The following is a 26,962-nucleotide window of genomic DNA, read 5'->3' as shown; positions in this document are numbered from 1 at the left end:
CTCTGGGACCGGTGTGAACCGGTCCGACGGCTTTAGTACAGCACGGAACCAGGGCCTCGGAGAAGAGGCGCTGTTCCCGTGCTTAAGAACCTATGGGGATTGCTGGGGCATGCGCAAACTATTTTTTCGACGAGTTTGTATCAGTCGTCCTCGTTGGCTCCTCCAACGCCATCATCCGGGGCCCCACCTGCGCAGATGGTGAGGACGTCGGTGCCGAACCGGTTGAGCTTGCGCATGCCGACGCCGGGGATGCGGGCGAGTTGGGCGGCGTCTTCGGGTACGGCTTCGGCGATGGCGATGAGGGTCTTGTCGGTGAAGACGCAGAAGGCGGGCTGTCCGAGCTGTTGTGCCTGGTCGGCGCGCCAGTCGCGGAGTCGCTCGTAGAGGCCCTCGTCCATGTCGGAGGGGCAGTCCTCGCAGCGCATGAGCTTCATCTCGCCGGCGTCGGTGAGGGTGCGTCCGCAGACGTGGCAGCGGGCGACCGTTCGGGCGGTGCGGCGTCGGACTGGTCCGGTCGTGGTGCGGGGCGTCGTCGGTGTGCCGTGTTCGATGCCGCCTTGTCCGGTGCTGGTGTTGCGGGTTGTGGTTCCTGAGGTGCCTGGCCGAATACCGTCGAGGAAGCGGCTGGGGCGGCGGTTGGGGCGGCCGCCGGGTGAGCGGGAGAGGGCCCAGGACAGGCTGAGGTGGTGGCGGGCCCGGGTGACCCCGACGTAGAGGAGGCGGCGTTCTTCCTCGATCTGTTCGTCGGTCTTGGCGTACGTGATCGGCATCATGCCTTCGGCAAGGCCGACGAGGAAGACGGCGTCCCATTCGAGGCCCTTGGCGGCGTGCAGGGAGGCGAGGGTGACGCCTTCGACCGTGGGTGCGTGCTGGGCGGCGGCGCGTTCGTCGAGTTCGGCGACGAGGTCGGTGAGGGTGGCGGTGGTTTTGGCGCGGGCGAAGTCTTCGGCGAGGCGCACGAGGGCGGCGAGGGATTCCCAGCGTTCGCGGACGGCTCCGGAGCCGTCCGGGGGTTGGCTGGTCCAGCCTTCGCCGGAGAGGACGGCGCGGACCTGGGAGGGCAGGTCGACGGCGTCGTCGAGGAGGGAGTCGTTGTTTCCGAAGCGGGCGGCGCTGCGGAGGGCGTGGCCGGCTTTGCGTACTTCTGCGCGTTCGAAGAAGCGTTCTGCGCCGCGTAGCTGGTAGGGGATGCCGGCGTCGGCGAGGGCTTGCTCGTAGATCTCGGACTGTCCGTTGGTGCGGAACAGGATGGCGATTTCGCCGGCGGAGACTCCGTTGTCGATGAGGGCGCGGATGCGACGGGCGGTGCCTTCGGCTTCGGTGGGTTCGTCGGCGTAGTCGGTGTAGGCGGGTTCTGGTCCTCGGTCCCGCTGGGAGATGAGTTCGAGGCGGTGTTCGGCGGCGCGGCCTCGGGCGTGGGAGAGGAGGGTGTTGGCGAGGTGGACGACCTGGGGGGTGGAGCGGTAGTCGCGGACGAGTTTGACGACGGTGGCGCCGGGGTGGCGGTTGCGGAAGTTGAGGAGGTGGTCGGGGGTGGCGCCGGTGAAGGAGTAGATGGTCTGGCTGGCGTCGCCGACGACGCAGAGGTTGTCCCGGTCACCGAGCCAGAGTTCGAGGAGTCGCTGTTGGAGGGGGCTGACGTCCTGGTATTCGTCGACTACGAAGTGCTGGTACTGGGAGCGGACCTGGTCGGCGATGTCGTGGCGGTCCTGGAGGATGCCGACGGTGAGCAGGAGGACGTCTTCGAAGTCGATGAGGGTGCGGTCGCGCTTGAGGGTTTCGTAGGTGGCGTAGATCTGGGCGGTCTCGGCGTTGTCGCGGGGGGTGAGGCGTCCGGTTTTGGCGGCTGCTGCGGCGTAGTCGGCGGGGACGGTCTGGGTGACTTTGGACCATTCGATTTCGGCCGTGACGTCGCGGAGCTCGCCGCGCTCGAGGCGGATGTGGCAGGCGGCGGCTGCGTCGGCGACGAGCTTGATCTTGCGGTCGACGATGCGGGGGAGCTCTCCGCCGACTGCTTTGGGCCAGAAGAACTGGAGCTGGCGCAGGGCGGCGGCGTGGAAGGTGCGGGCTTGGACTCCGCCGGCGCCGAGGTGGCGCAGGCGGCCGCGCATTTCGCCTGCTGCGCGGTTGGTGAAGGTGACGGCGAGGATGCTGTTGGGCTGGAGGATGCCTGCGCGGACGCCGTAGGCGATGCGGTGGGTGATGGCGCGGGTCTTGCCTGTGCCTGCGCCGGCGAGGACGCACACCGGTCCGTGCAGGGCGGTGGCGACTGCGCGCTGTTCGGGGTCGAGCCCGTCGAGCACCGCGTCGGCCGTGTCCGGAACCTGCGGGAAGAGGGTGGAGTGCGTTGCTGCTGTCACCCCGCCATGCTGCCAGGTCCGTGGGGGCGGGTGCGTCGCGTTGTCCACAGGGGGCGGGTGCAGTCGTATTAATGCGGTGCGTGTCACGTCTGCGGGTGTATGTGGGTGTGGTGGGCGTCATGCGTGGGCGGTGGCTGGGATGCTCGGGCGGGGTCGGGAATGGTGGCCGGGTCGCTTACGTTCGAGTCATTGCGAACAAGCATTCCGAGCCGTGAAGGAGCATGAGGAACATGCCGGGGACTGTGACGATGTACAGCACGACGTGGTGCGGCTACTGCCGTCGGCTGAAGGGCCAGATGGACCGCGAGGGCATCGAGTACAACGAGGTCAACATCGAGCACGACCCGGATTCGGCGGCGTTCGTCGAGAAGGCGAACGGCGGGAACCAGACGGTTCCGACGGTTCAGATTGTTCCGGCGAACGGTGGGGCTGAGGTCGTCATGACGAACCCGAGCCTTGCGCAGGTCAAGCAGGCGCTCGGTGGCGCCGCCTGATCGCTCCTTCATGTAGACCGGCCCCTGCTTCGGCGGGGGTCTTCTGCATTCCTGGTTCGTCGACGTGATTCCGTGCCTGACCTGCCCGGGGCCAGGCCCTGGGACAGGTCATATCAGATCACGCCAGATCGGTCAGATCAGATCGGATCGGATCGGATCAGGCCAGATCGGATCAGGTCAGGGTGCGGCTTATACGGCGTCGCCTGGCTTGGGGAGGGGCTTGCCGTACCAGAGTTCGATGAGGCGGGCGGCGATCGAGATTCCGTAGGGGGGCATGACCTCTCCGGACTCGAACGCGGCGCGCAGGTCTTCGCGGGAGAACCAGCGGGCTTCGTGGATCTCTTCGCCGTCGACGTTGATCTCGTTCGAGGTGGCGCGGGCCATGAAGCCGAGCATGAGGCTGGAGGGGAACGGCCAGGGCTGGCTGGCGACGTATTCGACGTCGGGGCCGACGACGACTCCGGCTTCTTCGAAGACCTCGCGGCGGACGGACTGCTCGATGGACTCTCCGGGCTCGACGAAGCCGGCGAGGGTGGAGAAGCGGCCTTCGGGCCAGTGGACCTGGCGGCCGAGGAGTGCGCGGTCCTCGTCGTCCGTGACGAGCATGATCACTGCGGGGTCGGTGCGGGGGTAGTGCTCGGCTCCGCAGGCCTGGCAGCGGCGGATGTGGCCCGCCGCGGCGATGACGGTGCGTTCGCCGCAGCGGGAGCAGAAGCGGTGCAGTCGCTGCCAGTTCTCGAGGGCGACGGCGTGCACCATGAGGCCGGCGTCCCGGGGGGACAGGAGAAGTCCGGCTTCGCGCAGGCCGGCGGGGCGCGCGGACTGGTCGATGCGGCCGGGGAGGGTGTCCTTCTGGAGGGCGAAGTAGCTGACGCCGTCGTCGTCCGTGCCCAGGAAGTAGCGGTGGGCTTCGGTGAGGGGCGCTTCGAAGGACGGGGTCATGACCAGTTCGGTGGCGCCGTCCGGCGTCTCGTCGATGAGCACCTGTCCGCCGGAGACCACGAAGACGCGGGTGGTGGGGTGGCTCCAGGCTGCGGCGAGCCAGGCCTCGTCGAGGCGGTGGTGTGCGGCGCGGTCGATGCCGCTGGGTGCGGAGAGCGAGAGCGGACGGTCGGTTGTGCGGTCGGTCCAGGTGGTCACTGGTGCTTCCAACTCCCCCGGTGGAATGGGTGTTTCGGCGGGACGGTTCGGCTGGGCGGGTGCAGGGCGTGGCGGGTGGGGTGGCTCAGTGTGCATCGCGCCAGTTCTCCGCGAGGTCGCCCCACAGGTGGGCGGCGGTTTCGACGCCCTTTTTGAGGAGGTCGAGTTCGACTTTCTCGTTGGGTGCGTGCCAGCCGTCGGAGGGGACGGAGATGCCGAGGAAGAGGACGGGTGCGTCGAGGACGTCCTGGAGGTCGGCGGCGGGGCCGGAGCCTCCTTCGCGCGTGAAGCGGATCTTCTGGTCGAAGGCGAGGTTCATGGCGCGGACGACGGACTGGAGTGCGGGGTGGTCGAGGGGGGTGAGGCAGGGGCGGGTGGCGGCGCCGAAGGTGATGGTGTGGCGGATTCCGGCGGGGAGCTGCCCGGCGACCCAGTCGGTGACGGCCTTTTCGACGTGGTCGGGGTCCTGTCCTGCGACGAGGCGGAAGGACAGCTTCAGCGTTGCTGAGGAGGGGACGATGGTTTTGCCGCCGGGGCCTTGGTAGCCGCCGCCGATGCCGTTGACCTCGGCGGTGGGGCGGGCCCAGATCCGTTCGAGGGTGGTGTGGCCGGCCTCACCGTGGGTGGCGTGCGACTTGGCGGTGCGCAGCCATTGGGCTTCGTCGAAGGGGAGCTCGGCGAAGAGTTCCCGTTCGCGGTCGGTGAGGGGGGTGATGCCGTCGTAGAAGCCGGGGACGGCCACGCGCGCCTGGTCGTCGTGGAGGGCGGCAACGAGGCGGGCTGCGGCGGTGGCCGGGTTGGGTACGGCGCCGCCGAAGGATCCGGAGTGGATGTCCTGGTCGGGGCCGTGGAGTTCGATCTCGCAGTCGGCGAGGCCGCGCATTCCGGTGCAGACGGTGGGGGTGTCCTCGGACCACATGCCGGTGTCGGAGACGATCACGGCGTCTGCGGTGAGGCGGTCCCTGTGCTGCTCGACGAGGGCGCGGAAGTGGGGGGAGCCGGATTCCTCTTCGCCCTCCACGAGGAGCTTGAGGTGGACGGCGGGGGTGGTGCGGCCGGTGGCGGCGAGGTGGGCGCGGACGCCGAGTGTGTGGAAGAACACCTGTCCCTTGTCGTCGGCTGCTCCGCGCGCGTGGAGGCGGTTTCCGATGACGACGGGTTCGAAGGGGTCGGTGTGCCAGCCGTCCTCGCGGGCCGCGGGCTGGACGTCGTGGTGTCCGTAGACGAGGACGGTGGGGGCGTGCGGGTCGTCGGAGGGCCAGTCGGCGAAGACGGCGGGGGCGCCGGGTGTCTCCCAGATCTCGGTGGTCGGGAATCCGGTCTCCCTCAGTTTCGCGGCGAGCCAGTCGGCGCTGCGGCGTACGTCGGGTGCGTGGTCGGGTTGGGCCGACACGGACGGGATGCGGAGCCATTCGGCGAGATCCTGGAGGAACGCGTCGTGGTGGGTCTCGATGTACGCACGGACGGTGCTGACGGCGTTGTCAGCGTTGTCGATGGACTGGCTCATGTTCCCGAGCCTATCCGTCCGCGGGGGTGTGCTCGTGCGGCGGTTCGGATGCTGTCCGGTCGCCGGGGCCGGGGGTGGGGCCTTCGAGGAGGAGGCGTTCGAGTTCGGTACGTCCGGGGAGGTCGCGGGGGGTGACTGTCTCGCCGTCGCGTACGTAGACGAACGTCGCTTTGACGGCCTCGGGCGCGAGGCCGTGCTGCTCGGCCCAGGCGAGTCGGTAGACGGCGAGCTGGAGGGGGTCGGCGCTGCGGCCGCGGGTGGTCTTCCAGTCGACGATCTCGTACGTGGTGTCGTCGCCGTCGCCTTCTTTGTAGACGGCGTCGATGCGGCCGCGGATGACGCGGCCGGCGATGGCGAGCTGGAAGGGCGTTTCGACGCGGTGGGGGGTGCGGTGGGCGTAGGACGTGCGGTCGAAGGCTTCCTTGAGGGTTTCCAGGTCTCGTTCGTCGGCGATGTCGGCCTCGCTGCCGGGGAGCTCTTCGGGGTTGAGCAGGGGCAGGCGGAGCTCTTCGAAGCGGGATTCGACCCAGGCGTGGAAGCGGGTGCCGCGGCGGGCGGCGGGCTGGGGCGGGCGGGGCATGGGGCGGGCCAGGTCCTGGGCGAAGCCGTCGGGGTCGGCGGCCAGGCGCAGGAGCTGGGAGGCGGTGAGTGTGGTGGGGAGGCGGACGTCGCGGACGGCTTGGCGGGAGCGCAGGAGTTCGCCGGTGAGGGCGTCGAGGTCGCGGTCCCAGGAGGCGAGTGTGCGGGTCTCCTCCGGGGTGAGCCGGTGGCGCTCGGTGGGCGCGATCTCTGTGGGCGCCGGGTCAGGGTGGGGGCGGGTGTCTGCGTCCTGGGGCGTGGTGGGGTGCGGGATGGCGCCGAGGTGGGTGTCGGCGGGCGCGTGCGGGGCGTCGTGCGCGTGCGGGGAGCCGTACGTGTGCGCGCCTGCGGCGCCGGGCGCGGGCCGGTTGCCGTCCGGGTGCGCGTGCGCGTCGTGGTGCGGGGCGTCGGCCGCGGGCTGCTCGTGCGCGGGGGTGCCGGTCGGGTGCGGGAACGGGGGGCGTTCTTGGGGCAGCGCGTCCCAGTCGTCCCACTCGTCCCAGTCCGGTCCGGGGCCGCCTTCCGGTGAACTGGGGAAATCGCCCTCTTCATAAAGAGGCTCGTCTTCAAGAGGCTCGTCTTCGAAGAGGGGCTCTTCGTCCGGCAGGGCCGGCCAGTCCGGGTCCGTGTACGTGGCCGGGTGGGCCGTCTCGTGGGAGTGGGAGAGGGCGTCGGCCGGGGTTTCGAGATGGGCGAGGACCGTGGCCGCGGCCGCGCGGCGGCGGGCCATGGCCGCGTCGTCGAGCGGCAGCGGCCACGCGTGTTCGGCGGATGCCTCCTGGAGCGCCGGGTTCTCCTCGTCCGCCTCCGGTTCGTCGGCCCAGGCCTCGATCTCTCCGTGTCCGGCAGCGCAGTGGTCGTACAGCGCCTGGAGGAAGTCGGAGGGGCCGCGGGGCCGCTTCTGGGCGGGGCCCCACCAGTGGCCAGAGCCGAGGAGGAGGCTGCGGGGGCGGGTGTAGGTGACGTAGCCGAGGCGGAGTTCCTCGGTGCTCTGGTGTTCCTTCATCTCTTCGTGGAAGGCCTTCATGCCCTTGGAGTCCCACGCTTCGATGTCGGGCAGGGTCGCGGCGTCGCCGCGCAGTTCGTGCGGCAGGACCTTGCTCTGGGCGGTCCACTTCTCGCGGCCCTGGGCGCTGGGGAACGTCCCGGTGACGAGGCCGGGGACGGCGACGACGTCCCATTCCAGGCCCTTGGACTTGTGGGCGGTGAGGACCTTCACGGTGTTCTCGCCGCCGGGCAGCGCGTTGTCGAGGCCCTTTTCGTACTGGGCTGCGGTGCGCAGGAAGCCGAGGAAGGCGAGGAGGGTGGCGGAGCTGTCGTTCGCGGCGAACGAGGCGGCGATGTCGAGGAAGTTGGAGAGGGTCTCGCGGCGGCGGGCGGCCAGCGCGTGCGGTGAGGCGGCGAGTTCGACTTCGAGGCCGGTGACGGCGAGGACGCGGTGGAGTACGTCCATCAGCGGGTCGGCGAGTGAGCGGCGCAGGTCGCGCAGCTCGGTGGCGAGGCGCGCGAAGCGTACGCGGGCCTGCGGTGAGAAGGGCAGCCTGTCGTCGCCGGGTTCGTCGAGGGGGGTTTCCAGGAACGTGTCGAGGGCGTCGGCGAGCGATATCACTTCGGAGGGGTCGACCCCCTCGACGGCTTCGGCGAGACGGCGGTCGGGGTCGTCGTCGGGGCCCCCGCGTGCGTGGGCGACGAGGAGGCGGGCGCGGCGGCCGAGGAGGGCGAGGTCGCGGGGGCCGATGCGCCAGCGGGGGCCGGTCAGGAGGCGGACGAGCGAGGCGTTGGCGCCGGGGTCCTGGAGGACTTCGCAGACGGCGACGAGGTCGGCGACCTCGGGGAGGTGGAGGAGGCCGGAGAGGCCGACGACCTCTACGGGGATGTCGCGTGCGACGAGGGCGCCCTGGATGGCGGCGAAGTCGGTCGCGGTGCGGCACAGGACGGCGATCTCGCCGGGGGCGGTGCCGGTGCGTACGAGGTGGGCGATGGAGTCGCCGAGCCAGTCGATCTCCTCGGCGTGGGTGCGCAACAGGGCGCAGCGGACGATGCCGTCGCGTTCGGCGCCGGGGGCGGGGCGCAGGGCCTCCACGCCCGCGTGGAGTGCGCGCAGGGGCTGGGCGAGGTCGTTGGCAAGGTCGAGGAGGCGGCCGCCGCTGCGGCGGTTCTCGCTGAGGGAGTGGCGGGCGGCGGGGCGGCCGTCGGTGTGGGCGAAGTGTTCGGGGAAGTCGTCGAGGTTGGCGACGGAGGCGCCGCGCCAGCCGTAGATCGCCTGGCAGGGGTCGCCGACGGCGGTCACGGGGTGGCCGGTGCCTGCTCCGAAGAGGCCGGCCAGGAGGATCCGCTGGGCGACGGAGGTGTCCTGGTACTCGTCGAGGAGGACGACGCGGAACTCGTCGCGGAGGATGGCGCCGACCTCGGGGCGGGTGCGGGCGAGGGTGGCGGAGAGGGCGATCTGGTCGCCGAAGTCGAGGAGGTCGCGGGCGCGCTTGGCTTCGCGGTACCGGGTGACGAGGCCGGTGAGGTCGAGGCGGGCGGCGGCGGCCTCGGGGACCTTGCGCAGGTCGGCGTTGGTGAGTTTGCGGCCTTCGAGGGTGTGCAGCAGGCGGGTGTCGTAGGCGCGGAGTTCGTCGGGGTGGACGAGGTGTTCGGCGAGCTCGCCGTCGAGGGTGAGGAGGTCGCTGACGAGGTCGGCGAAGGAGCGGGTGAGGGCCGGGTAGGGGCCGGGGGCTTCGCGCAGGACGCGGGCGGCGAGCTGGAAGCGGGTGGCGTCGGCGAGGAGGCGTGCGGTGGGTTCGAGGCCGATGCGCAGGCCGTGGTCGGTGAGGAGGCGGCCGGCGAAGGCGTGGTACGTGGAGATCACGGGTTCGCCCGGGGGGTTGTCCGGGTCGATGGCGTCGGGGTCGGTGACGCCTGCCTTGATCAGTGCCTTGCGGACGCGCTCGGCGAGTTCACCGGCGGCCTTGTTGGTGAAGGTGAGGCCGAGGACCTGTTCCGGAGCGACCTGTCCGGTGCCGACGAGCCAGACGACGCGGGCGGCCATGACCGTCGTCTTGCCGGATCCGGCTCCGGCCACGATCACCTGCGGGGCGGGCGGCGCGGTGATGCAGGCCGTCTGCTCCGGGGTGAACGGGATCCCGAGGAGCTCCTTGAGCTGCTCGGGATCGGTGAGGCGTGTGGTCACCTCATCGAGGCTAACCGGCCCCACTGACAGCGCCGGCCCGATCCGGTGGAGGCGCGCGTCACTCGGCTGGAGGCGCGCGTCACTCGGCTGGAGGCGCGCGTCACTCGGCTGGAGGCGCGCGTCACTCGGCTGGAGGCGCGCGTCACTCGACGACGTGCTTGCCCTCGGGTCGGGCGCTGCATGAGGCGCGGAACGCGCAGTGGGTGCAGTGCTGTCCGCTGGTGGGGGTGAATCGTTCGTCGAGGACCTTGCCGGCGGCGGTCGCGAGGAGGTCACCGACCCACGCTCCCTCCCCCTCGCCTTCCCCGTGTTCGCCGAGGGGTTGTTGCGCCTGGACCTTGGGGAGCGTGTCGCCGCCGTCCTTCTTGGCCGCGCCCTGGCGCAGCTGGACGAGTTCGGCTCCGCCGGGTTCGGGGCGTTCGCCGTCGAAGGGTTCGTCGACGGCGCCCTCACGGACGGCGAGCTGGTAGACGGCGAGCTGGGGGTGGCGGGCGACGTCGGCGGCGGAGGGCGCCTGCTTGCCGGTCTTGAAGTCGACCACGTAGGCGCGGCCTTCGGTGTCGCGTTCGACGCGGTCCATGGAGCCGCGGATGCGCACTTCGTAGGAGCCCGCTTCGAGGGTGACGTCGAAGGCGTGCTCGCTGGCGACGGGGGTGCGCACGCGACTGGAGTCGACGTGCCAGCGGAGGAAGCGTTCGAGCGCCACGCGCGCGTGGTCCTTCTCCTGGGCCGACTTCCAGGGGGCGTCGAAGGCGAGGGCGTCCCAGACGGAGTCGAGGCGTTCCATGAGGACGGCGAGGTCGGCGGGGGTGCGTCCGGAGGCGACCTCGTCGGCGAGGACGTGGACGACGTTGCCGAAGCCCTGGGCGGCGGTGGCGGGGGCGTCGGCCTTGACCTCGCGGCCGAGGAACCATTGCAGGGAGCAGGTGTTGGCGAGCTGGTCGAGGGCGCTTCCGGAGAGCACGACGGGCTGGTCGCGGTCGCGCAGGGGGATCTTGCTCTCGGTGGGGTCGTCCATGCCCCACCAGCGGTAGGGGTGCGCGGACGGCACGAGGGGGCGTCCGTCGTCGTCGGTGAGAGCGGCGAGGCGGGCGAGGCGCCGGGCGGCGGCGTCGCGCAGTGTGTCGGAGGCGCGGGGGTCGACGGTTGTGGCGCGCAGTTCGGCGACGAGCGCGGCGACGGCCAGGGGGCGGCGCGGGCGGCCGATGACGTCCTGGGGGTCGACGCCGAGTTCGGTGAGGAAGCGGGACGGCTGGTCGCCGTCGTCGGCGGGTGCCTTGACCGCGGTGACGACGAGGCGTTCACGCGCGCGCGTGGCGGCCACGTAGAACAGTCGGCGTTCTTCGGAGAGGAGCGCTCCGGGGGTGAGGGGTTCGGCGAGGCCGTCGCGTCCGATGCGGTCCGCTTCGAGGAGGGAGCCGCGGCGGCGCAGGTCGGGCCACAGGCCTTCCTGTACTCCGGCGACGACGACGAGGCGCCATTCGAGGCCCTTGGAGCGGTGGGCGGTCATGAGGCGTACGGCGTCGGGGCGTACGGCGCGTCCGGCGAGGGTGTCGGCGGCGATGTCCTGGGCCTCGACCTCTTCGAGGAAGTTGAGGGCGCCGCGGCCTCCGGTGCGTTCCTCGGCGCGGGAGGCGGTCGCGAAGAGGGCGCATACGGCGTCGAGGTCGCGGTCCGCGTTGCGTCCTGCGGCACCGCCTCGGCGGGCGGCGCGTTCCAGGCGCTGGGGCCATGAGGTGCCGTTCCACAGCTGCCAGAGGGCTTCCTCGGCGGTGCCTCCGGAGGTGAGGACGTCGCGGGCCGCGTGCAGCAGGGCGCCCAGGCGCTGGGCGCCGCGGGCGTGGGCGGGGTCGTGGGTGGCGAGGCGTTCGGGCTGGGCGAGGGCGCGGGCGAGGAGTTCGTCGGAGGGCGGCGGTACGTGGTTGCCGGCGTTGCGTTCCTCCTCGCGCAGGGCGCGGCCGAGGCGGCGCAGGTCGGCGGCGTCCATGCCGGCGAGGGGTGAGGCGAGGAGGGTGAGGGCGGTCTCGGTGTCGAGCCAGACGGGGGGTTCCTGATCCGGGTCGCCGTCGGGTTCGGGGGTGTCTTGCGCGACGCTGAGGGCGATGGCCCTGAGCGCGGTCAGCAGGGGGGTGACGGCCGGTTCGTGGCGCAGCGGCAGGTCGTCGCCGTCGATGTCGAGGGGGACGCCCGCTGTGGTGAGGGTGCGGCGGATCGCGGGGATGGAGCGGGTGCCTGCGCGGACGAGGACGGCCATGTCGTTCCAGGGGATGCCGTCCTCGAGGTGGGCGCGGCGCAGGATGTCCGCGATGTTGTCGAGTTCGGTGCCGGAGGTCGGGTACGTGTAGACCTCGGCGCGGCCGCCGTCGTGTGCGGGGGTCAGTTCGCGGTGGGCGCGGACCTTGTCGGCGGGCAGGCGGGTCAGGGGCATGCGCCGGGTGATGCGGCGGGTGGCGTCCAGGAGGTGTGCTCCGGAGCGGCGGGACGTCGTGAGGACCTCTACGGGGGCGGGCGTTTCGTCCGCGCGGGGGAACTGGTGGGGGAATTCGAGGATGCCGTTCACGTCGGCGCCGCGGAACGTGTAGATCGACTGGTCGGGGTCTCCGAAGGCGAGCAGGGTGCGGCCGTTGCCGGCGAGGGCTTGCAGCAGCCGGACCTGGGCCGGGTCGGTGTCCTGGTATTCGTCGACGAACACGGCGTCGTAGCGCGTGGCGAGTTCGTCGGCGACGGGGGTGCGGTGGGCGAGGAGGACCGCGCGGTGGACGAGTTCGGCGTAGTCGAGGACGCCGTGCAGGTCGAGGACGTCGAGGTATTCGGCGAGGAAGGTGGCGGCTGCTTTCCAGTCGGGGCGGCCGATGCGGTGGGCGAAGGCGTCGAGTGCGGCCGGCCCGAGGCCCAGCTCGCGGCTGCGGGCGAGGACGGCGCGGACCTCGTCGGCGAAGCCGCGGGTGGTCAGGCAGGCGCGCAGTTCGTCGGGCCAGCGGACGTGGGCGAGGCCGGCCTGCTCGAGGCCGATCTGGCCGGCGAGCAGTTCGCGCACGGCGACGTCCTGTTCGGGTCCTGACAGCAGGCGCAGGGGTTCCGCGAACAGGCCGGCGTCCTGGTGGGCGCGGACGAGGGCGTAGCAGAACGAGTGGAACGTGGTGGCCTGTGGCGCGTGGGCGGCGCCGATGCGCAGGGCCATGCGGTCGCGCAGTTCGACGGCTGCCTTGCGGCTGAAGGTGAGGACGAGGATGCGCTCGGGGTCGGTGCCTTTGGCGATACGTGCGGCGACGGCCTCGACGAGTGTGGTCGTCTTGCCCGTGCCCGGTCCCGCGAGGACGAGCAGCGGGCCGTGGCGGTGGTCAACCACCGCGCGCTGCCGTGCGTCCAGACGAGGGGGGTCCACCGGGGCCGGCGGGGTACGCACCAGTCGGTACGCGCCGGGGATCCCCTGTCGTACCTGGCGGTGCGGCAGGTTCCGGGTGGAGGAAGAGGAGCTCACGTGGATCGCTGGTCCTGGTGGGTGTGCTGGGGGGACGGGGAGGCGGCCGGCCGTCCGAGCGGGGCGGTGGCTGCGGGGTGAGGGAGGTGCGCGCCGTCGACGCTACGCCGTCGAGTGTGGCGGAAGCCGGGCTTCCGCCGGGTCCCCCGGGTCCCGTGCGGCACGGGTGTGCCGCGACTCACGAACGTACGCGGTGGTGGCGAAGTGCCCCTCTCGCCCCGTTTCCCCCGTACGGGGCACAGGCTGCTCGGACGGGGGCGCGATGGCGGAGGCTGTCAGGTGTGAGATTCCGCGCGTTCTACGCCGTCCCATCGCGCGTGCCTCATGTCGAGGCGCGGGATGTGCCCCTCGGACGCGCGGGAGGCTTCGCGCAGGGGGGTGTTCTCCGCGCGGTAGTGCCCCATGGCGTCGAGTTCGTGGCCGGGCAGCAGCACGCCGTCCGAGCGCACCACACGCCACCATGGAACGGCTCCTCCGTAGAGGGCCATCACTCGGCCGACCTGGCGCGGGCCGCCCTCACCGAGCCATTCGGCGACGTCCCCGTAGGTCATGACGCGCCCGCGCGGGATCAGCTCCGCGACCTCGAGCACCCGCTCCGCGTACTCCGGCAGCTCTCCCGCCGCACCGCTCTCCTCGCTCATCCGACCCATCCTGCCGCACCTCACCGACACTGCGACGGCCCGGTCACGGGGCGTGAAGAGGCGTATGAAGAAGCACGAATCCGCGGTTGCGGGATACTTTGCTCCCCCGCATCGCACCCTGATGCCCCCCTGTGTCAGTGGGACGTGCCACCATCGTGCGGGCGGTGACCGGTGATACGAGATCAAGAAGAAACGACGGAGCAGCAGGGCGTGCATCCCGATAAGGCGGAGGGCACCTCTGGGGCTTCGGCGCGCCCGGACGGCGAGGAGGCCGACCGGTCTCCCGTGACCGAGCGCCCCGGCCACCCGGCCGCGGAGCACCCGGCGGACGCGTCGGCGAAGACGGGAGAGGCCGGGCCCGAGCGGACCGAGGTCCCTCTCGTCGACCCGGAGTGCATCGACGCCGACGCACACTCCGAGCAGGTCGAGGGCGACGAACCCCTCCTCCCCGCGCGCGTGCACCGCCCCTCCGACCTGATGCGTCTTCTGGTCGGCGTTCTCGCGATCGCCGTTCTGCTGGCGGTCGCCGCGTTCGCGCACGGCACGACCTCGGGCCTTCAGCAGGACATCAGCAAGGGCACGGGCGCCGCACCCGACCTCATGATCAAGTTCGCGGGTCTCGCGTCGAGCATCGCGATCCTGCTCGTACCGGTCGCCTTCGCGATCGAGCGGCTGATCAAACGCGACGGGCTGCGGATCGCCGACGGTGTGCTCGCGGCCGTCCTCGCGCACGGAGTGACGCTCGCGACGGACCTGTGGGTCGCCCAGGGCGCACCACAGCCGATCCAGGACGCCCTCACCCGGCCGTCACCGGGCGACATCCACGCGCTGACCGATCCGGTGCACGGCTATCTGGCGCCCGTCATCGCCTACATGACGGCCGTGGGGATGTCCCGCAGACCACGCTGGCGCGTGGTGCTGTGGGTGGTGCTGCTGCTCGACGCGTTCGCGATGCTCGTCACCGGCTACACGACGCCGTTCTCGATCATCCTGACGGTCCTGATCGGCTGGGCGGTCGCCTACGGGACGCTCTACGCGGTCGGGTCACCGAACGTGCGGCCCACCGGCCAGACGCTACTCGCGGGCCTGCGGCACGTCGGCTTCCACCCGGTGAGCGCGGCCCGAGAAGAGGCCCACGAGGGCACTACGGAGAACGGCGACAGAGGGCGGCGCTACTTCGTCACCCTGGAGGACGGCCCCCCGCTGGACGTCACCATCGTCGACCGGGAGCAGCAGGCGCAGGGCTTCTTCTACCGCGTGTGGCGCCGGCTGACGCTGCGGGGCATCACCACGGGCCGCAGTCTCCAGTCCCTGCGCCAGGCGCTGGAGCAGGAGGCGCTCCTCGCGTACGCGGCGATCGCGGCCGGGGCCAACGCCGCGAAGCTGATCGCGACGTCCGAGCTCGGCCCCGACGCGGTGATGCTCGTGTACGAGCACACGGGCGGCCGCTCGCTGGACTCGGTGCCGGACGAGGAGATCACCGACGAGCTGCTGCGCGACACCTGGCACCAGGTGCAGGCGCTCCAGTCACGGCGTATCGCTCATCGGCGCCTCACCGGCGACGCGATTTTGGTGGATCGTTCCGGCACGGTGATCCTCACGGATCTCCGCGGCGGCGAGATCGCGTCCGGCGATCTGATCCTGCGCATGGACATCGCGCAGCTCCTGACCACGCTCGGCCTTCGTGTGGGCGCAGAGCGGGCCGTGGCGTCCGCCGTGGGAGTGCTCGGCCCCGACGCGATCGCCGACTGTCTGCCGCTGCTCCAGCCCATCGCGCTGAGCCGTACGACGCGCGCGACGCTGCGCAAGCTCGGCCGTGAGCGTTCCGAACGCGAGCGCGAGGCCGTGCTCGAAGCGTCGCGCAGGGCGAAGCAGGCCCGCCTGGACGAGGCCTCCGTGTCTGAGGCCTCCCTGGCCGAGGAATCGACGGCTACGGAGAGGGCGGCCGAGAAAACACTCTCCACGGGGCCGGTCGCCGCGCAGACGACGCCTCCGTCGGCGAAGACCACCGCCAAGGTCGGACGGCAGACGGAGAAAGCCGAGCGGCAGGCGGAGAAGGCCGAGCGACAGGCCGAGAAGAAGGCCATGGACGAGGCCCTGGACGAAGCACGCGAGGAGGATCTGCTCACCCAGATCCGCCACCAGGTGCTCCGCATCCGGCCGCAGGCACCCGTCGAACCGGTCCGCCTGGAGCGCGTCAAACCGCGCACTCTCCTGAGCTTCATCGCGGGCGCGATCGGCGCGTACTTCCTGCTGTCGCAGCTGACGCACATCGAGTTCGGCACGCTGTTCAATGAGGCCCAGTGGGGCTGGGTCGCCGCCGCCGTCCTGTTCTCGGCGCTGAGCTACTTCGCCGCGGCGATGAGCCTGCTCGGGTTCGTGCCGGAGCGGGTGCCGTTCCTGAGGACGGTCGCGGCGCAGGTGGCAGGCTCGTTCGTGAAGATCGTGGCACCGGCCGCCGTCGGCGGTGTGGCGCTCAACACCCGCTTCCTGCAACGCTCGGGCGTGCGCCCAGGGCTCGCAGTGGCCAGTGTCGGCGCCTCCCAGCTCTTCGGCCTGGGCGCCCACATCCTGATGCTGCTGACCTTCGGCTATCTGACCGGCACGGAGAAGACCCCGTCCCTGTCGCCGTCCCGGACGGTCATCGCGGGTCTGCTGACCGTCGCGGTCCTCGTGCTCGTGGTGACGTCGATCCCGTTCCTGCGGAAGTTCGTCGTCACGCGCGTACGGTCCCTGTTCGCCGGCGTCGTACCGCGCATGCTGGACGTGCTCCAGCGGCCGCAGAAGCTGCTCACCGGCATCGGCGGCATGCTCCTCCTGACGGCCTGCTTCGTGATGTGCCTGGACGCGTCGATCCGCGCCTTCGGGAACGAGACGACGACGCTCAGTCTGGCCAGCGTCGCGGTCGTGTTCCTCGCGGGCAACGCGCTCGGTTCCGCCGCTCCGACGCCGGGCGGTGTCGGAGCGGTCGAGGCGACCCTGACGGTCGGACTGATCGCGGTCGGGCTGCCCAAGGAAGTCGCGGCCCCGGCCGTGCTGCTCTACCGGCTCCTGACGCTGTGGCTGCCGGTCCTGCCGGGCTGGCTCTTCTTCAACCACCTGTCCCGGAAGGGCTCCCTGTAGGAACGCGTTTCCGAGGAGGGTCCCCCTGTAGAGGCACGTTTCAGGCAGGGTCCCCGTAGAGGCACGATTCCCGGAAGGGTCCCCGTGCAGGCACGATTCCCGGAAGGGATCCCTCTACGGGGGCGTTCGCGGGAAAGGGTCCCTCACTCGCACGGCCCCCGCCCCGAGCGCCTCGTGGACCGTCGCCGCAGGATGGATTCATGCCCAATCCGTCCCGGCCGCGTGCCGCTGTCCTGGCCGCCACCGCCGTCCTCCTGACCTCCGCTCTCGCGGCGTGCGGCAGCGACTCCAAGGACGTGGACCCGACGTCCCAGTCCCTCAGCTGGAAGGACTGCCCCCCGCCCTCGGAGTCGGAGGGCGGCGGCCCCGCGCCGTCCCCGCTGCCGGGCGGCGCCACCTGGCAGTGCGCCACCATGAAGGCACCACTCGACTGGGACAAGCCCAAGGGCGACACGATCGGCCTCGCCCTCATCCGCGCCAAGACCTCGGGCCCGAAGGACAAGCGCATCGGATCGCTCATCTTCAACTTCGGCGGACCCGGCGGTTCCGGAGTCACGACGCTGCCCGCGTTCGGCAACGACTACAAGAAGCTGCGCACCCGCTACGACCTGGTGAGCTTCGACCCGCGCGGTGTCGGCCGCAGCGACGGCGTGAAATGCGAGAACGACGAGCGGCTCGACGAGTATTTCCAGCAGGACGCCATCCCCGACACCTCCGCCGAGACGAAGAAGCTCGTCGGCAACATCACCCAGTTCAACGACGCCTGCGAGAAGAACTCCGGGCAGGTCATCCCGCACGTCGCCACCACGGACGCGGCCCGCGACATGGACCTGATGCGGAAGGTGCTCGGCGACGACAAGATGCATTACTTCGGGATCTCGTACGGCACCGAACTGGGCGGCGTGTACGCCCACTTGTTCCCCAAGAACGTGGGCCGCGCCGTCTTCGACGGTGTCGTCGACCCCACCCAGAACTCCGAGGAGGGCTCGCTCAGCCAGGCCAAGGGGTTCCAGCTCGCCCTCGACAACTACGCGAAGGACTGCACCTCCAAGGTCGAGGACTGCCCGGTCGGCGACACCCCCGAGGAGGTCAAGGCCAAGATCGCGAAGCTGCTCAAGGACCTGGACTCCAAGCCCATCCCGGGGATCTTCCCGCGCGACCTGACACAGACGGCCGCGACGAACGGCATCGCGCAGTCGCTGTACTCCAAGGACTTCTGGGAGTACCTCACCGAGGGCCTCGTCCAGGCCTACGACGGCGACGGCAAGATCCTCATGATCCTTTCGGACTCCATGAACGGCCGTAACGAGGACGGCAAGTACAGCAACATCCAGGCCGCGAACGTCTCCATCAACTGCGCCGACGACAAGCCCCGCTACACGCCGGCATTCGTCGAATCGAAGCTCCCCGAGTTCCGCGCCGCCTCTCCCCTGTTCGGCGACTATCTCGCGTGGGGCATGCTCAGCTGCACGGACTGGGCGATCCCCGGGGCCGCGGAGCACCCCGACGTGAGCGCGGCCGGATCGGCGCCGATCCTCGTCGTCGGCAACACGGGCGACCCGGCCACCCCCTACGAGGGTGCGAAGAAGATGGTCAACGCGCTCGGCAAGGGTGTCGGGGTGCAGCTCACGTACGAGGGCCAGGGGCACGGCGCGTACGACAGCGGGAACAAGTGTGTGCGGGGTGCCGTGGACGGCTATCTGCTGAACGGGAAGGTGCCGAAGGCGAACTCGGTCTGCAAGTAGCCGCAGGGCTAAGCGTGTTCGGCTCGGTGCACGGCTTGCCGATGCCGCTCTGTCGAAGTCGAAGGTGATTGCTCTGCCGCAGGTGATTGTCAGTGGCGCTGCCTAGGATGGTCTGACTGTCTTCGGATCGGAGGCAGGCGAGGGGGATCGCCAGGGGGAGGTGCCCGTGTCGCGTCACGTTCGTTCGCTCGCGCTGCTGGCCGCGGGGCTGCTGGTGGCCGGTGCCGCCGCGGGCTGCGGCGGGCCGGGAGACAACGGCGGGGACGGTGAGGGGAAAGGGCGCACGCAGCCCGCGCCCTCGACGTCACCGTCTCCATCGTCACCGTCCCGCTCGGGGAAGGCCGGCCCCGGATCGCTTCCCTCCACGCTCACGTCGCAGCGGCTCGACTGGGGCCGCTGCAAGGCGACCGACGACGGCCCCGCGCCCGGCTCCGGCTGGCAGTGCGCGACGCTGAAGGCGCCGCTCGACTACGGGAAGCCGGACGGGGAGACCATCGGCATCGCTCTCATCCGCGCCAAGTCCACGAGCGGGAGCGGACGTTCCGGCTCACTCCTGTTCAACTTCGGCGGACCGGGCGGTTCCGGGGTCTCGATGCTGCCCGCCTTCGCGCCGGACTACGCGAAGCTGCGCGAGCGCTACGACCTGGTGAGTTTCGACCCGCGCGGCGTCGGCGCGAGCGAGGGGGTGCGCTGCCGCGACGACAAGAAGATCCAGGCAGCGGAGTCCGTCGACCTCACGCCGGACACCCCCGCCGAGGAGCGGGCGTACTTCAAGGACGCCGCCGACTTCGGCGCGGGCTGCGCCCAGAGCGCCGGCAAGCTGCTCGGGCACCTGTCGACCGACGACACGGCCCGCGACATGGACCTGGCGCGCCAGGCGCTCGGCGACGACAAGCTGCACTACATGGGCGTCTCGTACGGGACCCAACTGGGCGGTGTGTACGCGCACTTGTTCCCCAAGAACGTGGGCCGGCTCGTCCTGGACGCCGTGGTCGACCCGGCCGCGGACACCATGGGCCACGCGGAGAACCAGGCGAGGGGCTTCCAGCGGGCCCTCGACGACTACCTCAAGTCCACCGGCCAGGATCCGGATCAGGGGGCTCGGAAGATCGCCGCCTTGCTGAAGCGGATCGACGCGAAGCCGCTGCCGACCTCGGGCAGCCGCGTGCTCAACCAGTCGCTCGCCACGATCGGCATCACCGTCACCCTGTACAGCAAGAGCAGTTGGCCCGCGCTGACGCGTGGCCTGGAGGCAGCGGAGAAAGGGGACGGTACGGCGCTGCTCGCGCTGGCAGACGCGTACAACGAGCGCAGTCCCGCCGGGCATTACAGCTCGCAGAGCCATGCGCAGCGGGCGATCTCCTGCCTCGACGACAAGGAGCGGCCGACGCCCGCGGAGGCGAAGAAGCGGCTCGCCTCGTTCCGTGAGATCTCGCCCGTCTTCGGGGAGTTCATGGCCTGGGACACGGCGGGCTGGTGCCACGGCTGGCCGGTGCCGGGCCAGTACGCGACGCCCGAGGTGAGCGCGCCGGGGGCCGCCCCGATCCTCGTCGTGGGCAACACGGGCGACCCGGCGACCCCGTACGAGGGCGCCCGCAGGATGGCCGACGAGCTCGGCAAGGGCGTCGGCGTCGAGCTCACCTGGAAGGGTGAGGGCCACGGCGCGTACGCCAGCGGGTCGAGCTGCGTCGACTCGACGGTGAACGGCTATCTCCTGGAGGGCCGAATACCGCGCGACGGGAAGGTCTGCTCCTGACGCGGACGCCCATGCGGCGCCCGGTGCGGCGTCCTATGACGAACGGGCCCCGCACGCGAGGTGCGGGACCCGTTCGGAAAAGCTGCCCCCTGACCGGCCTCGCGGGCCGGCGGGCGGTCTAGTAGATCGGCTTCTCGGGCTCGATCTGGTTGACCCAGCCGATCACGCCGCCGCCGACGTGCACGGCGTCCGCGAAGCCCGCGGACTTCAGGACGGCGAGGACTTCCGCACTGCGGACACCCGTCTTGCAATGCAAGACGATCTTCTTGTCCTGCGGGAGACTCTCCAGGGCGGTGCCCATGAGGAACTCGTTCTTCGGGATCAGCCGGGCGCCGGGGATCGAGACGATCTCGTACTCGTTCGGCTCGCGGACATCGATGATCTCGATGTTCTCGCCGTCGTCGATCCACTCCTTGAGCTGCTTGGGAGTAATCGTCGAGCCGGCCGCCGCCTCCTGGGCCTCCTCGGACACGACGCCGCAGAAGGCCTCGTAGTCGATGAGCTCGGTGACGGTCGCGTTCGGTCCGCAGACCGCGCAGTCGGGGTCCTTGCGGACCTTGACCTGGCGGTACTGCATCTCCAGGGCGTCGTAGATCATCAGGCGGCCGACGAGCGGCTCGCCGATACCCGCGAGGAGCTTGATCGCCTCGGTGACCTGGATGGAGCCGATGGACGCGCACAGCACGCCCAGGACGCCGCCCTCGGCGCAGGAGGGGACCATGCCGGGGGGCGGGGGCTCCGGGTAGAGGCAGCGGTAGCACGGGCCGTGCTCGGACCAGAAGACCGAGGCCTGGCCGTCGAAGCGGTAGATCGAGCCCCACACGTACGGCTTGTTGAGCAGCACGCACGCGTCGTTGACCAGGTAGCGGGTCGCGAAGTTGTCCGTGCCGTCGACGATCAGGTCGTACTGGCTGAAGATGTCCATCACGTTCTCGGCCTCAAGCCGCTCTTCGTGGAGGATCACGTTCACGTACGGGTTGATGCCGAGGACGGAGTCCTTCGCGGACTCGGCCTTGGAGCGGCCGATGTCGGCCTGGCTGTGGATGATCTGGCGCTGGAGGTTCGACTCGTCGACCTCGTCGAACTCGACGATGCCGAGCGTGCCCACACCGGCCGCGGCCAGGTACATGAGCGCCGGCGAGCCGAGGCCGCCGGCGCCCACGGCGAGCACCTTGGCGTTCTTCAGCCGCTTCTGCCCGTCCATCCCGACATCGGGGATGATCAGGTGGCGGGAGTACCTGCGGACCTCGTCTACGGTGAGCTCAGCAGCTGGCTCTACCAGGGGTGGCAGCGACACGGGGGCTCCGTTGATCGTCATTTCCGAACAGTGGTTCTTGCGTCAACACTGCCACGCCCCCCTTCATTCCGAGACACCCGTTCCGACCCGCGAGACGATGTCGTCCCAGTACCCGGGCATGGCCTCCCAGGGGTCGGCGGCGCCGCCGCGGTCCGTGCGGTCGGTGAAGTAGATCGTCCCTGCGCCCTGCCAGCGGGCGATGCGCAGCGCCTCGTCGAGGTGCCCGCGGGGCACGCCGTGCACGAAGTGGCAGAAGCGCTCGGGCGGGTAGTCGGCGGTCCACTCGGCGACCTGGGACCAGCGATAGTCGCTCCACGGCCCGGAGAAGGTCACCAACTGGTCGGCGGTCTCGGCGTATCCCGGGTACGGGTGCGTGCCGTGGCCGAGGACGATGTGGGCGTCCTCACACAGGGCGCGCAGTGTGGTGACCATGCGGCGGACCTCGGGGAGGGCGGACCGCTCGGTCGGGCAGCGGTCGAGGGAGAACCCGTCGACGCGGTACCAGTCGAGATAGCGGTGGGCGTCGGAGACGACCTCGCCGAACGAGCGGGCACCGTAGGTGAGATCGAGGTGCCCGAGGACCCGTACATCCCGGTTGCGCAGTTTGCCCGCGGCTTCGAGGCAGTGCGGGTCGGGGCGGGCCCCGGGTCCGCCCGCGACGTTCAGGACGACCCAGTGCAAGGGGGCGCCGGGGCGGGTCAGTTCGGCCCATTCGACGGGCGCCATGAGGGGGTGTGCGTAGCCGGGGATGCCGAAGCCGAGCCGTATGTCGGTGCTCGGGGTCCCCGGGGCGGTCGGAGTCAGATACGGCATGCCGCTTCCATCCAGATGTCGGCGAGTGATTCCTCGAGGTTGATGCGGGGGCGCCAGCCGAGCCGGTCGCGCGCGGTGCGCACGTCGGCCTGCTGCCAGCTGCCACAGCCGTCCGGGTACGGGTACGCGGCGGGTGCCATGTGGTCGGGGTCGGAGCGGGGGTGGCCGAGCGTCGGGCGGACGGGGCCGCCTGGTGTGTCGAGCTCGTGGAGTGCGCCGCCGAAGCCGGCGACGCGGGCGAGTACGGACGCCGCGTCCCGCAGGCGGACGGCGCGGCCCGAGCCGATGTTGATGACGCCCTGCGCGGCGGAGAGCGAGGCGGCGTGGACGGCGCGGGCCACGTCGCGTACGTCGATGAAGTCGCGCTGCGCACCGAGTCCGCCGAGTTTGAGTTCGCCGTCGCCGGACTGCATGGCGCGGCGCATGGCCTCGGCGAGACGGCCGAGCGGTGAGCCGGCGGGGGTGCCGGGGCCGGCCGGGGAGAACACGCGCAGGACGACGGCGTCGAGGCCGGAGCCGAGGACGAGTTCCGTCGCGGCGAGCTTGCTCACTCCGTACGGTCCGCCGGGCCGCGGCACGGCGTCCTCGGCGGTGGAGGAGCCGGGCTGTGAGGGCCCGTACTCGGCTCCGCAGCCGATCTGGACGAGGCGGGCGCCGCAGCCGCTGCGCCGCAGGGCCTCGCAGATGGTGGCGACGGCGACGGTGTTGTGGCGGGTGAGGTCGCGGGCGCCGCCGCGGGTGGCTCCCGCGCAGTTGATGACGACTCCGGGGTGGACCGCGTCGAGGAAGCGGGTCAGTGCGCCCGGACTTCCGGTGGCGAGGTCGAACCGTACGTCCGCGTCGTCCCCCCTGCCGAGCGCGGTGAGCTGCACGGCGGGGTCGGCCAGGAGGCGGTCGGCGACGAAGCGGCCGAGGTATCCGTTGGCTCCGATCAGCAGCACCCTCATCGGGCGGCTCCCCGGGTGAGCTTTCCGAGTTCTCCGGGAAGTCCTGGACGCCCGGGGTGTCCGGATGGTCCGGGGCCTCCGGGGGGAGGGGTGGTCATCTCGCGTTCTCCTTAGGGGTGTTGCCGTGGGGCTTCGGAAGGCCCGCGGTGTCGGCCCCGCGGGAGGGGAGCGGCCGGCGGGCCGCTTCGTGTGGTCGTACGGCGTCGGGCGCGGTCACGGAGTGGTCTCCGTGGGCGCGTGGGCGGAGGCCCGGGTGAGGGTGCGGGCCGCGTGGACGAGGAGGGTGAGTGCGGCGGCGCCGCAGGCCAGGGCGGGCACGGTGCCTGGCCCCCAGGCCTCGGTGGCCGTCTCTACGGGGACGGCGAGGAGGCCGCAGCCGGGGACCCGGCCGGCGAACACCGTGGCGACGGCGAGCACCTCGGCCGCGGCGGCGGCGCCCAGGACGACGGCGGGGGCGTGAGTGCGGCCGTGCGCCGTGAGCAGGCGGGCGAGCAGCAGGAGTGCGCCGAGCGTTCCGGCGCCGGCGTATGCGGCGTCCTGTCCGAGTGCGGCGGCGGCCACCCCGATGAGGGTGCACAGCGCGCACAGGAAGAGCGCGAAGACGGCGAGGAGGAGGGGGCGCGCGGAGGCGGCGAACTCGTCGAGGCCCCGGCTGGAGGCGAGCCTGCGGCGGGCCACGGCAGCGAAGAGCCTGGCGCACCAGGCGCCGGGCGCGACGGCGAAGGCGAGGGCGAGGAGGGGGGCGGTGGCGGGGGGCCAGGCCTCGTCGGGGCCGCCCGCGACGGCCGCGCTCAGGAGTCCGTCGCCGAGGAGGGCGTAGGCGAGGAGCCAGCAGGTCCAGGCGCGGGCGGCGGGCACGGTGTGGGCGGTGGCGCGCAGCGGGCCCCGGCTCAGGGCCGCGCGGAGTGCGGCGTAGACGGCGAGGATGCCGCCGGCCCCGACGGCGAGCCGCAGCCGTCCGTCGGTGAAGTGCAGTCCTACGAGGGTGAGGGTGCCCAGCGCGCCGGGCAGCAGCGCGAGGGCGGCCCAGACCGGGCGCCGGCCGCGCGGCGTGTCGGGGACGGTGTGCCGGGTTTCCGGTTCGATGTCGCTGTCGCGGGGCACGCGCGCGTACATCTCTTCGGCGAGCGAGAAGACGTCGCGGTGCCGGAAGCGGGCGGCGGTCCGGTCGGTGACGCCGTGGGCCTCAAGTCCCGCGGCGATCTCCAGAGGGTCCACGGCGCGCTCACACAGCTCGCGGTGCCGGTGCATCAGGGCTTTCACGGGGTCCACGCCGGTACGGCGACGGCTGCCGCCGGTGGCCTCGTCGCCTTTGGCGGGGCTGGTGTGGTGGGCGGAGGGGGATGCAGGGGGTGTATCGGGGAGCGGGCCGCCCGTCGACGCGGAGGTGGACGCGGCACCGGCGCGCGTATCGGGGAACGAGCTCCCCGTCGACGCGGACGCGGCACCGGCACGCCAGGCCGCGGGTTCGTTCAACAGTGCTTCGTCGGCGGGGGCGGGATCGGGGTCGGGGTCGGGGTCGAGCCCACGGTCCAGGGGCCCGGGATCAGCCTTCGGCTCCGATTCCGGCTCCGGCTCACGCCGCTCCGATTCCGGCTCACGCCGCTCCGACTCCGGCTCACGCCGCTCCGACTCCGGCTCAGCACGCCGCTCCGATTCCGGCTCGTCATCCGTCCCCGTAACCGACTCAGCACCCGACCCCAGCCCCGTAACCAGCTCATCGCCGGCCCCAGACACACGCTCAGCCCCGGACGCACGCTCCCCCAACGCCTCCTGCGACCCCGTGCCCCACGCGTCCGCGCCGCCCGGCACCTGCGGGGCGTCCAAGCCCGCCGCACTCACCACCGTCTCGCCCAGCCCGTGCCCGCTCACGCGTCCCCCTCGCCACCGGGAAAGGCCCCGGCCAACTGCTCCCGCTCACCGGCCGGCCGCTGCCCGCCACCGCCCGAGCCCCCCGCCTCGCCCTCCCCATCCGCCCCACCCGGCCTATCCACCCCGTCCGCTTCCGCCCAACTAGGCGCACCCCCCGAAGCGGACCGCCCCGCCAGCCACGTGCCGAAGCCTCCGCCCGACTCGCTCGTCGGTGCGGTCCAGCGGCCCGGTACATGGGCCTCCGGAGGATTGGCGAAGGGCAGGGGTTCGCCCGCGTCGTCCACGGGTTCACGGCGCACGGGACAGTGCGAGACGATCTCCAGGTAAATGCCGTGAAATGCCGTGATGTTCTGCTCGACGGTGAAGAGTTCGAGTGCTCGTGCCCGCGCGGCCGCGCCGAGCCGTTCTCGGCGCCCCGGGTCACGCAGCAGCGACACACACGCCTCGGCGAGCGCCCGCGGATTGCGCGGCGGGACCACCAGGCCGGTGCCGCCGATGACCTCGACGACGGCGCCCGCGTCGGTCGAGACCGTCGCGCGTCCGCAGAACATCGCCTCGACGAGGCTGATGGGGAACCCCTCGACGATGCTCGACAGGACGACGACGCTCCCGGCGGCGTACGCGTCCGCGAGGTCGGGCGTCTCGGGCCCGCCGATCTCCTCGAACGAGACCGGGTTGTCGCCCATCGCGTGGGCGCCCTCCGCCTCGTCCGGGAAGAGCTGGGCGGCCAGGGCCTTGCAGTGGGCGAGGTACGCCGCGGCTTCGGGTCCTTCGGCGGGTGCGCCGACCAGGCGAAGGCGGGCCTTGGGCTCTTCCTTGCGGATCTCCGCGAAGGCGTGGAGCAGGGAGATGAGGTCCTTGGAGGGTTCGATGCGGCCGACCCAGACCAGGGTGCCGGGCTCCCCCGGCTCCTCGCGCTCCCCGATCTCGGCGAAGCGGGAGGCCTCCATGCCGGGGTGGACGGTGCGCAGTTTGGCGCGGTCGGCACCGCACCGCTCCTGCCAGCGCCGGGCGTGCGTGTTGCCGGGGGTGATGATCGCGGCCTGCCGGTAGGTCTCGGCGGCGAGGCGGCCGTGGAAGGCGGCGAGCATCGCCCGTACGGGGGCGCTCAGGTCGGCGTCGCCGGCCGCGATGTAGTGGGCCCGCAGCTGTACGCCGTACTCCGTGACGAGGAGGGGGACACCGGAGAAGTGGTGGGCGACGAGTCCGGGCAGGGCGGCCGGGCCGCCGGAGGTGGCGTGGCACAGGTCGACCGAGCCGAGGCCGTCGTCGCCGTACCAGTCGAGGGAGAGCGGGCGCAGGGCGCGTTCGATGTGTCCGGCGACGGCGAGGAGGTCGGGGACCCGGGCGGCGCGGGCCGCGCGCAGGGCGCCCGGTGCGCGGCAGGCGCGCTCCAGCGTGCGCACGGCGGTCTCGGAGCGCAGGGCGCCGACGAGTCCGCCTTCGTCGCGGGCGAGTTCGGCGAGTGTGTACAGCGCGTTGCCGAAACGGTCCGCCTCGGCGTTGGAGGCGTGGGAAGCGCTGGAGGCGTCGGTGGGCGTCACGCCCGCGAGGCCGGCGATGTCGGGGGAGGCCCCGGTGCAGACGGCCGCTGCCAGCTCCGCGTACGCGTCGGCGAAGCGTCGCCTGCTCCGGCGTCCGTGGCCGATGCCGTCGTCGTCGGCGGTCCACATCGGCGCGGTGTGCACCCGGCTGACCTGCGGAGGCAGTTCGATCCAGCCGCGGTCCTCCTGGTCCTGGCTGCGGCTGAGTGCGTAGAGGTCGAACTCGTGCTGCTCGAGCCCGCGCACGAGCCGGTCGCACCAGAGTCTGGCGTCACCGCTCACATACGGATAGCCACCCTCCGTAAGCAGTCCGATGCGCACGAGTACACCCCCGATCTCCTGTCCGAGGAGCCGCCGTTGGGCCGGTGGCTCAGCGGGACGAACGTATGCGGACATGCCGGTGGCGTGATGGACGGTTGTCCATCACGCCACCAAAAGGGGTGAACGGCCGTAACTTTCCCGTGCGGGTAGCGTTCTGTCGCGCTACA

The 26,962-nt window shown here is 71.5% G+C and carries 15 protein-coding genes; 4 read left to right on the top strand and 11 right to left on the bottom strand.

Going from position 1 to position 26,962, the window contains the following annotated elements; translation table 11 throughout:
• Nucleotides 1-140 precede the first annotated feature (140 nt).
• Nucleotides 141-2,360 (bottom strand): ATP-dependent DNA helicase UvrD2, encoded by a 2,220-nt coding sequence (locus tag AC07EJ_RS08185; RefSeq protein ID WP_389478587.1) that lies wholly within the window; start codon nucleotides 2,358-2,360, stop codon nucleotides 141-143.
• Between the two features lie 230 nt (nucleotides 2,361-2,590).
• Here AC07EJ_RS08185 and AC07EJ_RS08180 point away from each other — a divergent pair, with 230 nt between their 5' ends.
• Complete coding sequence (locus tag AC07EJ_RS08180) at nucleotides 2,591-2,854, top strand: glutaredoxin domain-containing protein (protein ID WP_116510243.1); 264 nt, start codon at nucleotides 2,591-2,593, stop codon at nucleotides 2,852-2,854.
• Nucleotides 2,855-3,043: 189 nt separating this feature from the next.
• On the opposite strand, the gene nudC is transcribed toward AC07EJ_RS08180, so the two are convergent.
• The 5 genes from nudC to AC07EJ_RS08155 all read right to left on the bottom strand — a co-directional run bounded on the left by nudC (nucleotide 3,044) and on the right by AC07EJ_RS08155 (nucleotide 13,386).
• The gene (nudC, locus tag AC07EJ_RS08175) at nucleotides 3,044-3,994 is read right to left on the bottom strand and encodes an NAD(+) diphosphatase (protein ID WP_362903820.1); all 951 of its coding nucleotides are present in this window, start codon (nucleotides 3,992-3,994) and stop codon (nucleotides 3,044-3,046) included.
• A gap of 85 nt (nucleotides 3,995-4,079) precedes the next feature.
• Entirely contained in the window at nucleotides 4,080-5,501 is a 1,422-nt protein-coding gene (locus AC07EJ_RS08170) for a dipeptidase (protein WP_389478586.1), read from the bottom strand.
• A gap of 10 nt (nucleotides 5,502-5,511) precedes the next feature.
• On the bottom strand, nucleotides 5,512-9,255 hold the full coding sequence (locus tag AC07EJ_RS08165) for a UvrD-helicase domain-containing protein (RefSeq protein ID WP_478883965.1): 3,744 nt from the start codon (nucleotides 9,253-9,255) through the stop codon (nucleotides 5,512-5,514).
• Nucleotides 9,256-9,397: 142 nt separating this feature from the next.
• Entirely contained in the window at nucleotides 9,398-12,736 is a 3,339-nt protein-coding gene (locus AC07EJ_RS08160; RefSeq protein WP_478883964.1) for an ATP-dependent helicase, read from the bottom strand.
• 275 nt (nucleotides 12,737-13,011) lie between these two features.
• Complete coding sequence (locus tag AC07EJ_RS08155) at nucleotides 13,012-13,386, bottom strand: MGMT family protein (RefSeq protein ID WP_478883963.1); 375 nt, start codon at nucleotides 13,384-13,386, stop codon at nucleotides 13,012-13,014.
• A 162-nt stretch (nucleotides 13,387-13,548) separates the two neighbouring features.
• On the opposite strand from AC07EJ_RS08155, the gene AC07EJ_RS08150 reads away from it, so the two are divergent.
• The 3 genes from AC07EJ_RS08150 (at nucleotide 13,549) to AC07EJ_RS08140 (ending at nucleotide 20,001) form a co-directional block, all read left to right on the top strand.
• Nucleotides 13,549-16,500, top strand: a complete 2,952-nt coding sequence (locus tag AC07EJ_RS08150; RefSeq protein ID WP_389478581.1) for a lysylphosphatidylglycerol synthase domain-containing protein — start codon at nucleotides 13,549-13,551, stop codon at nucleotides 16,498-16,500.
• A 200-nt stretch (nucleotides 16,501-16,700) separates the two neighbouring features.
• A complete protein-coding gene (locus tag AC07EJ_RS08145) occupies nucleotides 16,701-18,245 on the top strand; it encodes an alpha/beta hydrolase (RefSeq protein ID WP_389478580.1) in 1,545 nt (514 codons plus the stop codon).
• A 166-nt stretch (nucleotides 18,246-18,411) separates the two neighbouring features.
• On the top strand, nucleotides 18,412-20,001 hold the full coding sequence (locus AC07EJ_RS08140) for an alpha/beta hydrolase (protein ID WP_478883962.1): 1,590 nt from the start codon (nucleotides 18,412-18,414) through the stop codon (nucleotides 19,999-20,001).
• Nucleotides 20,002-20,119: 118 nt separating this feature from the next.
• Here AC07EJ_RS08140 and moeZ read toward each other — a convergent pair whose 3' ends face one another.
• The 5 genes from moeZ to AC07EJ_RS08115 all read right to left on the bottom strand — a co-directional run bounded on the left by moeZ (nucleotide 20,120) and on the right by AC07EJ_RS08115 (nucleotide 26,795).
• On the bottom strand, nucleotides 20,120-21,298 hold the full coding sequence (moeZ, locus tag AC07EJ_RS08135; protein WP_389478655.1) for an adenylyltransferase/sulfurtransferase MoeZ: 1,179 nt from the start codon (nucleotides 21,296-21,298) through the stop codon (nucleotides 20,120-20,122).
• 63 nt (nucleotides 21,299-21,361) lie between these two features.
• Nucleotides 21,362-22,111, bottom strand: coding sequence for a spherulation-specific family 4 protein (locus AC07EJ_RS08130; RefSeq protein ID WP_478883961.1), 750 nt, complete (start codon nucleotides 22,109-22,111; stop codon nucleotides 21,362-21,364).
• A complete protein-coding gene (locus AC07EJ_RS08125; protein WP_389478576.1) occupies nucleotides 22,099-23,058 on the bottom strand; it encodes an NAD-dependent epimerase/dehydratase family protein in 960 nt (319 codons plus the stop codon). Before AC07EJ_RS08125 ends, AC07EJ_RS08130 begins: the two co-directional genes overlap by 13 nt.
• A 213-nt stretch (nucleotides 23,059-23,271) precedes the next feature.
• Entirely contained in the window at nucleotides 23,272-24,534 is a 1,263-nt protein-coding gene (locus AC07EJ_RS08120) for a hypothetical protein (RefSeq protein ID WP_478883960.1), read from the bottom strand.
• A 392-nt stretch (nucleotides 24,535-24,926) separates the two neighbouring features.
• Nucleotides 24,927-26,795 (bottom strand): DUF3492 domain-containing protein, encoded by a 1,869-nt coding sequence (locus AC07EJ_RS08115; RefSeq protein WP_478883959.1) that lies wholly within the window; start codon nucleotides 26,793-26,795, stop codon nucleotides 24,927-24,929.
• Nucleotides 26,796-26,962 lie beyond the last annotated feature (167 nt).

The organism is Streptomyces sp. NPDC045026, from assembly GCF_056432625.1.
The sequence above is the reverse complement of the archived record's forward strand: the minus strand, read 5'-3'. Positions and strand labels throughout refer to the sequence as shown.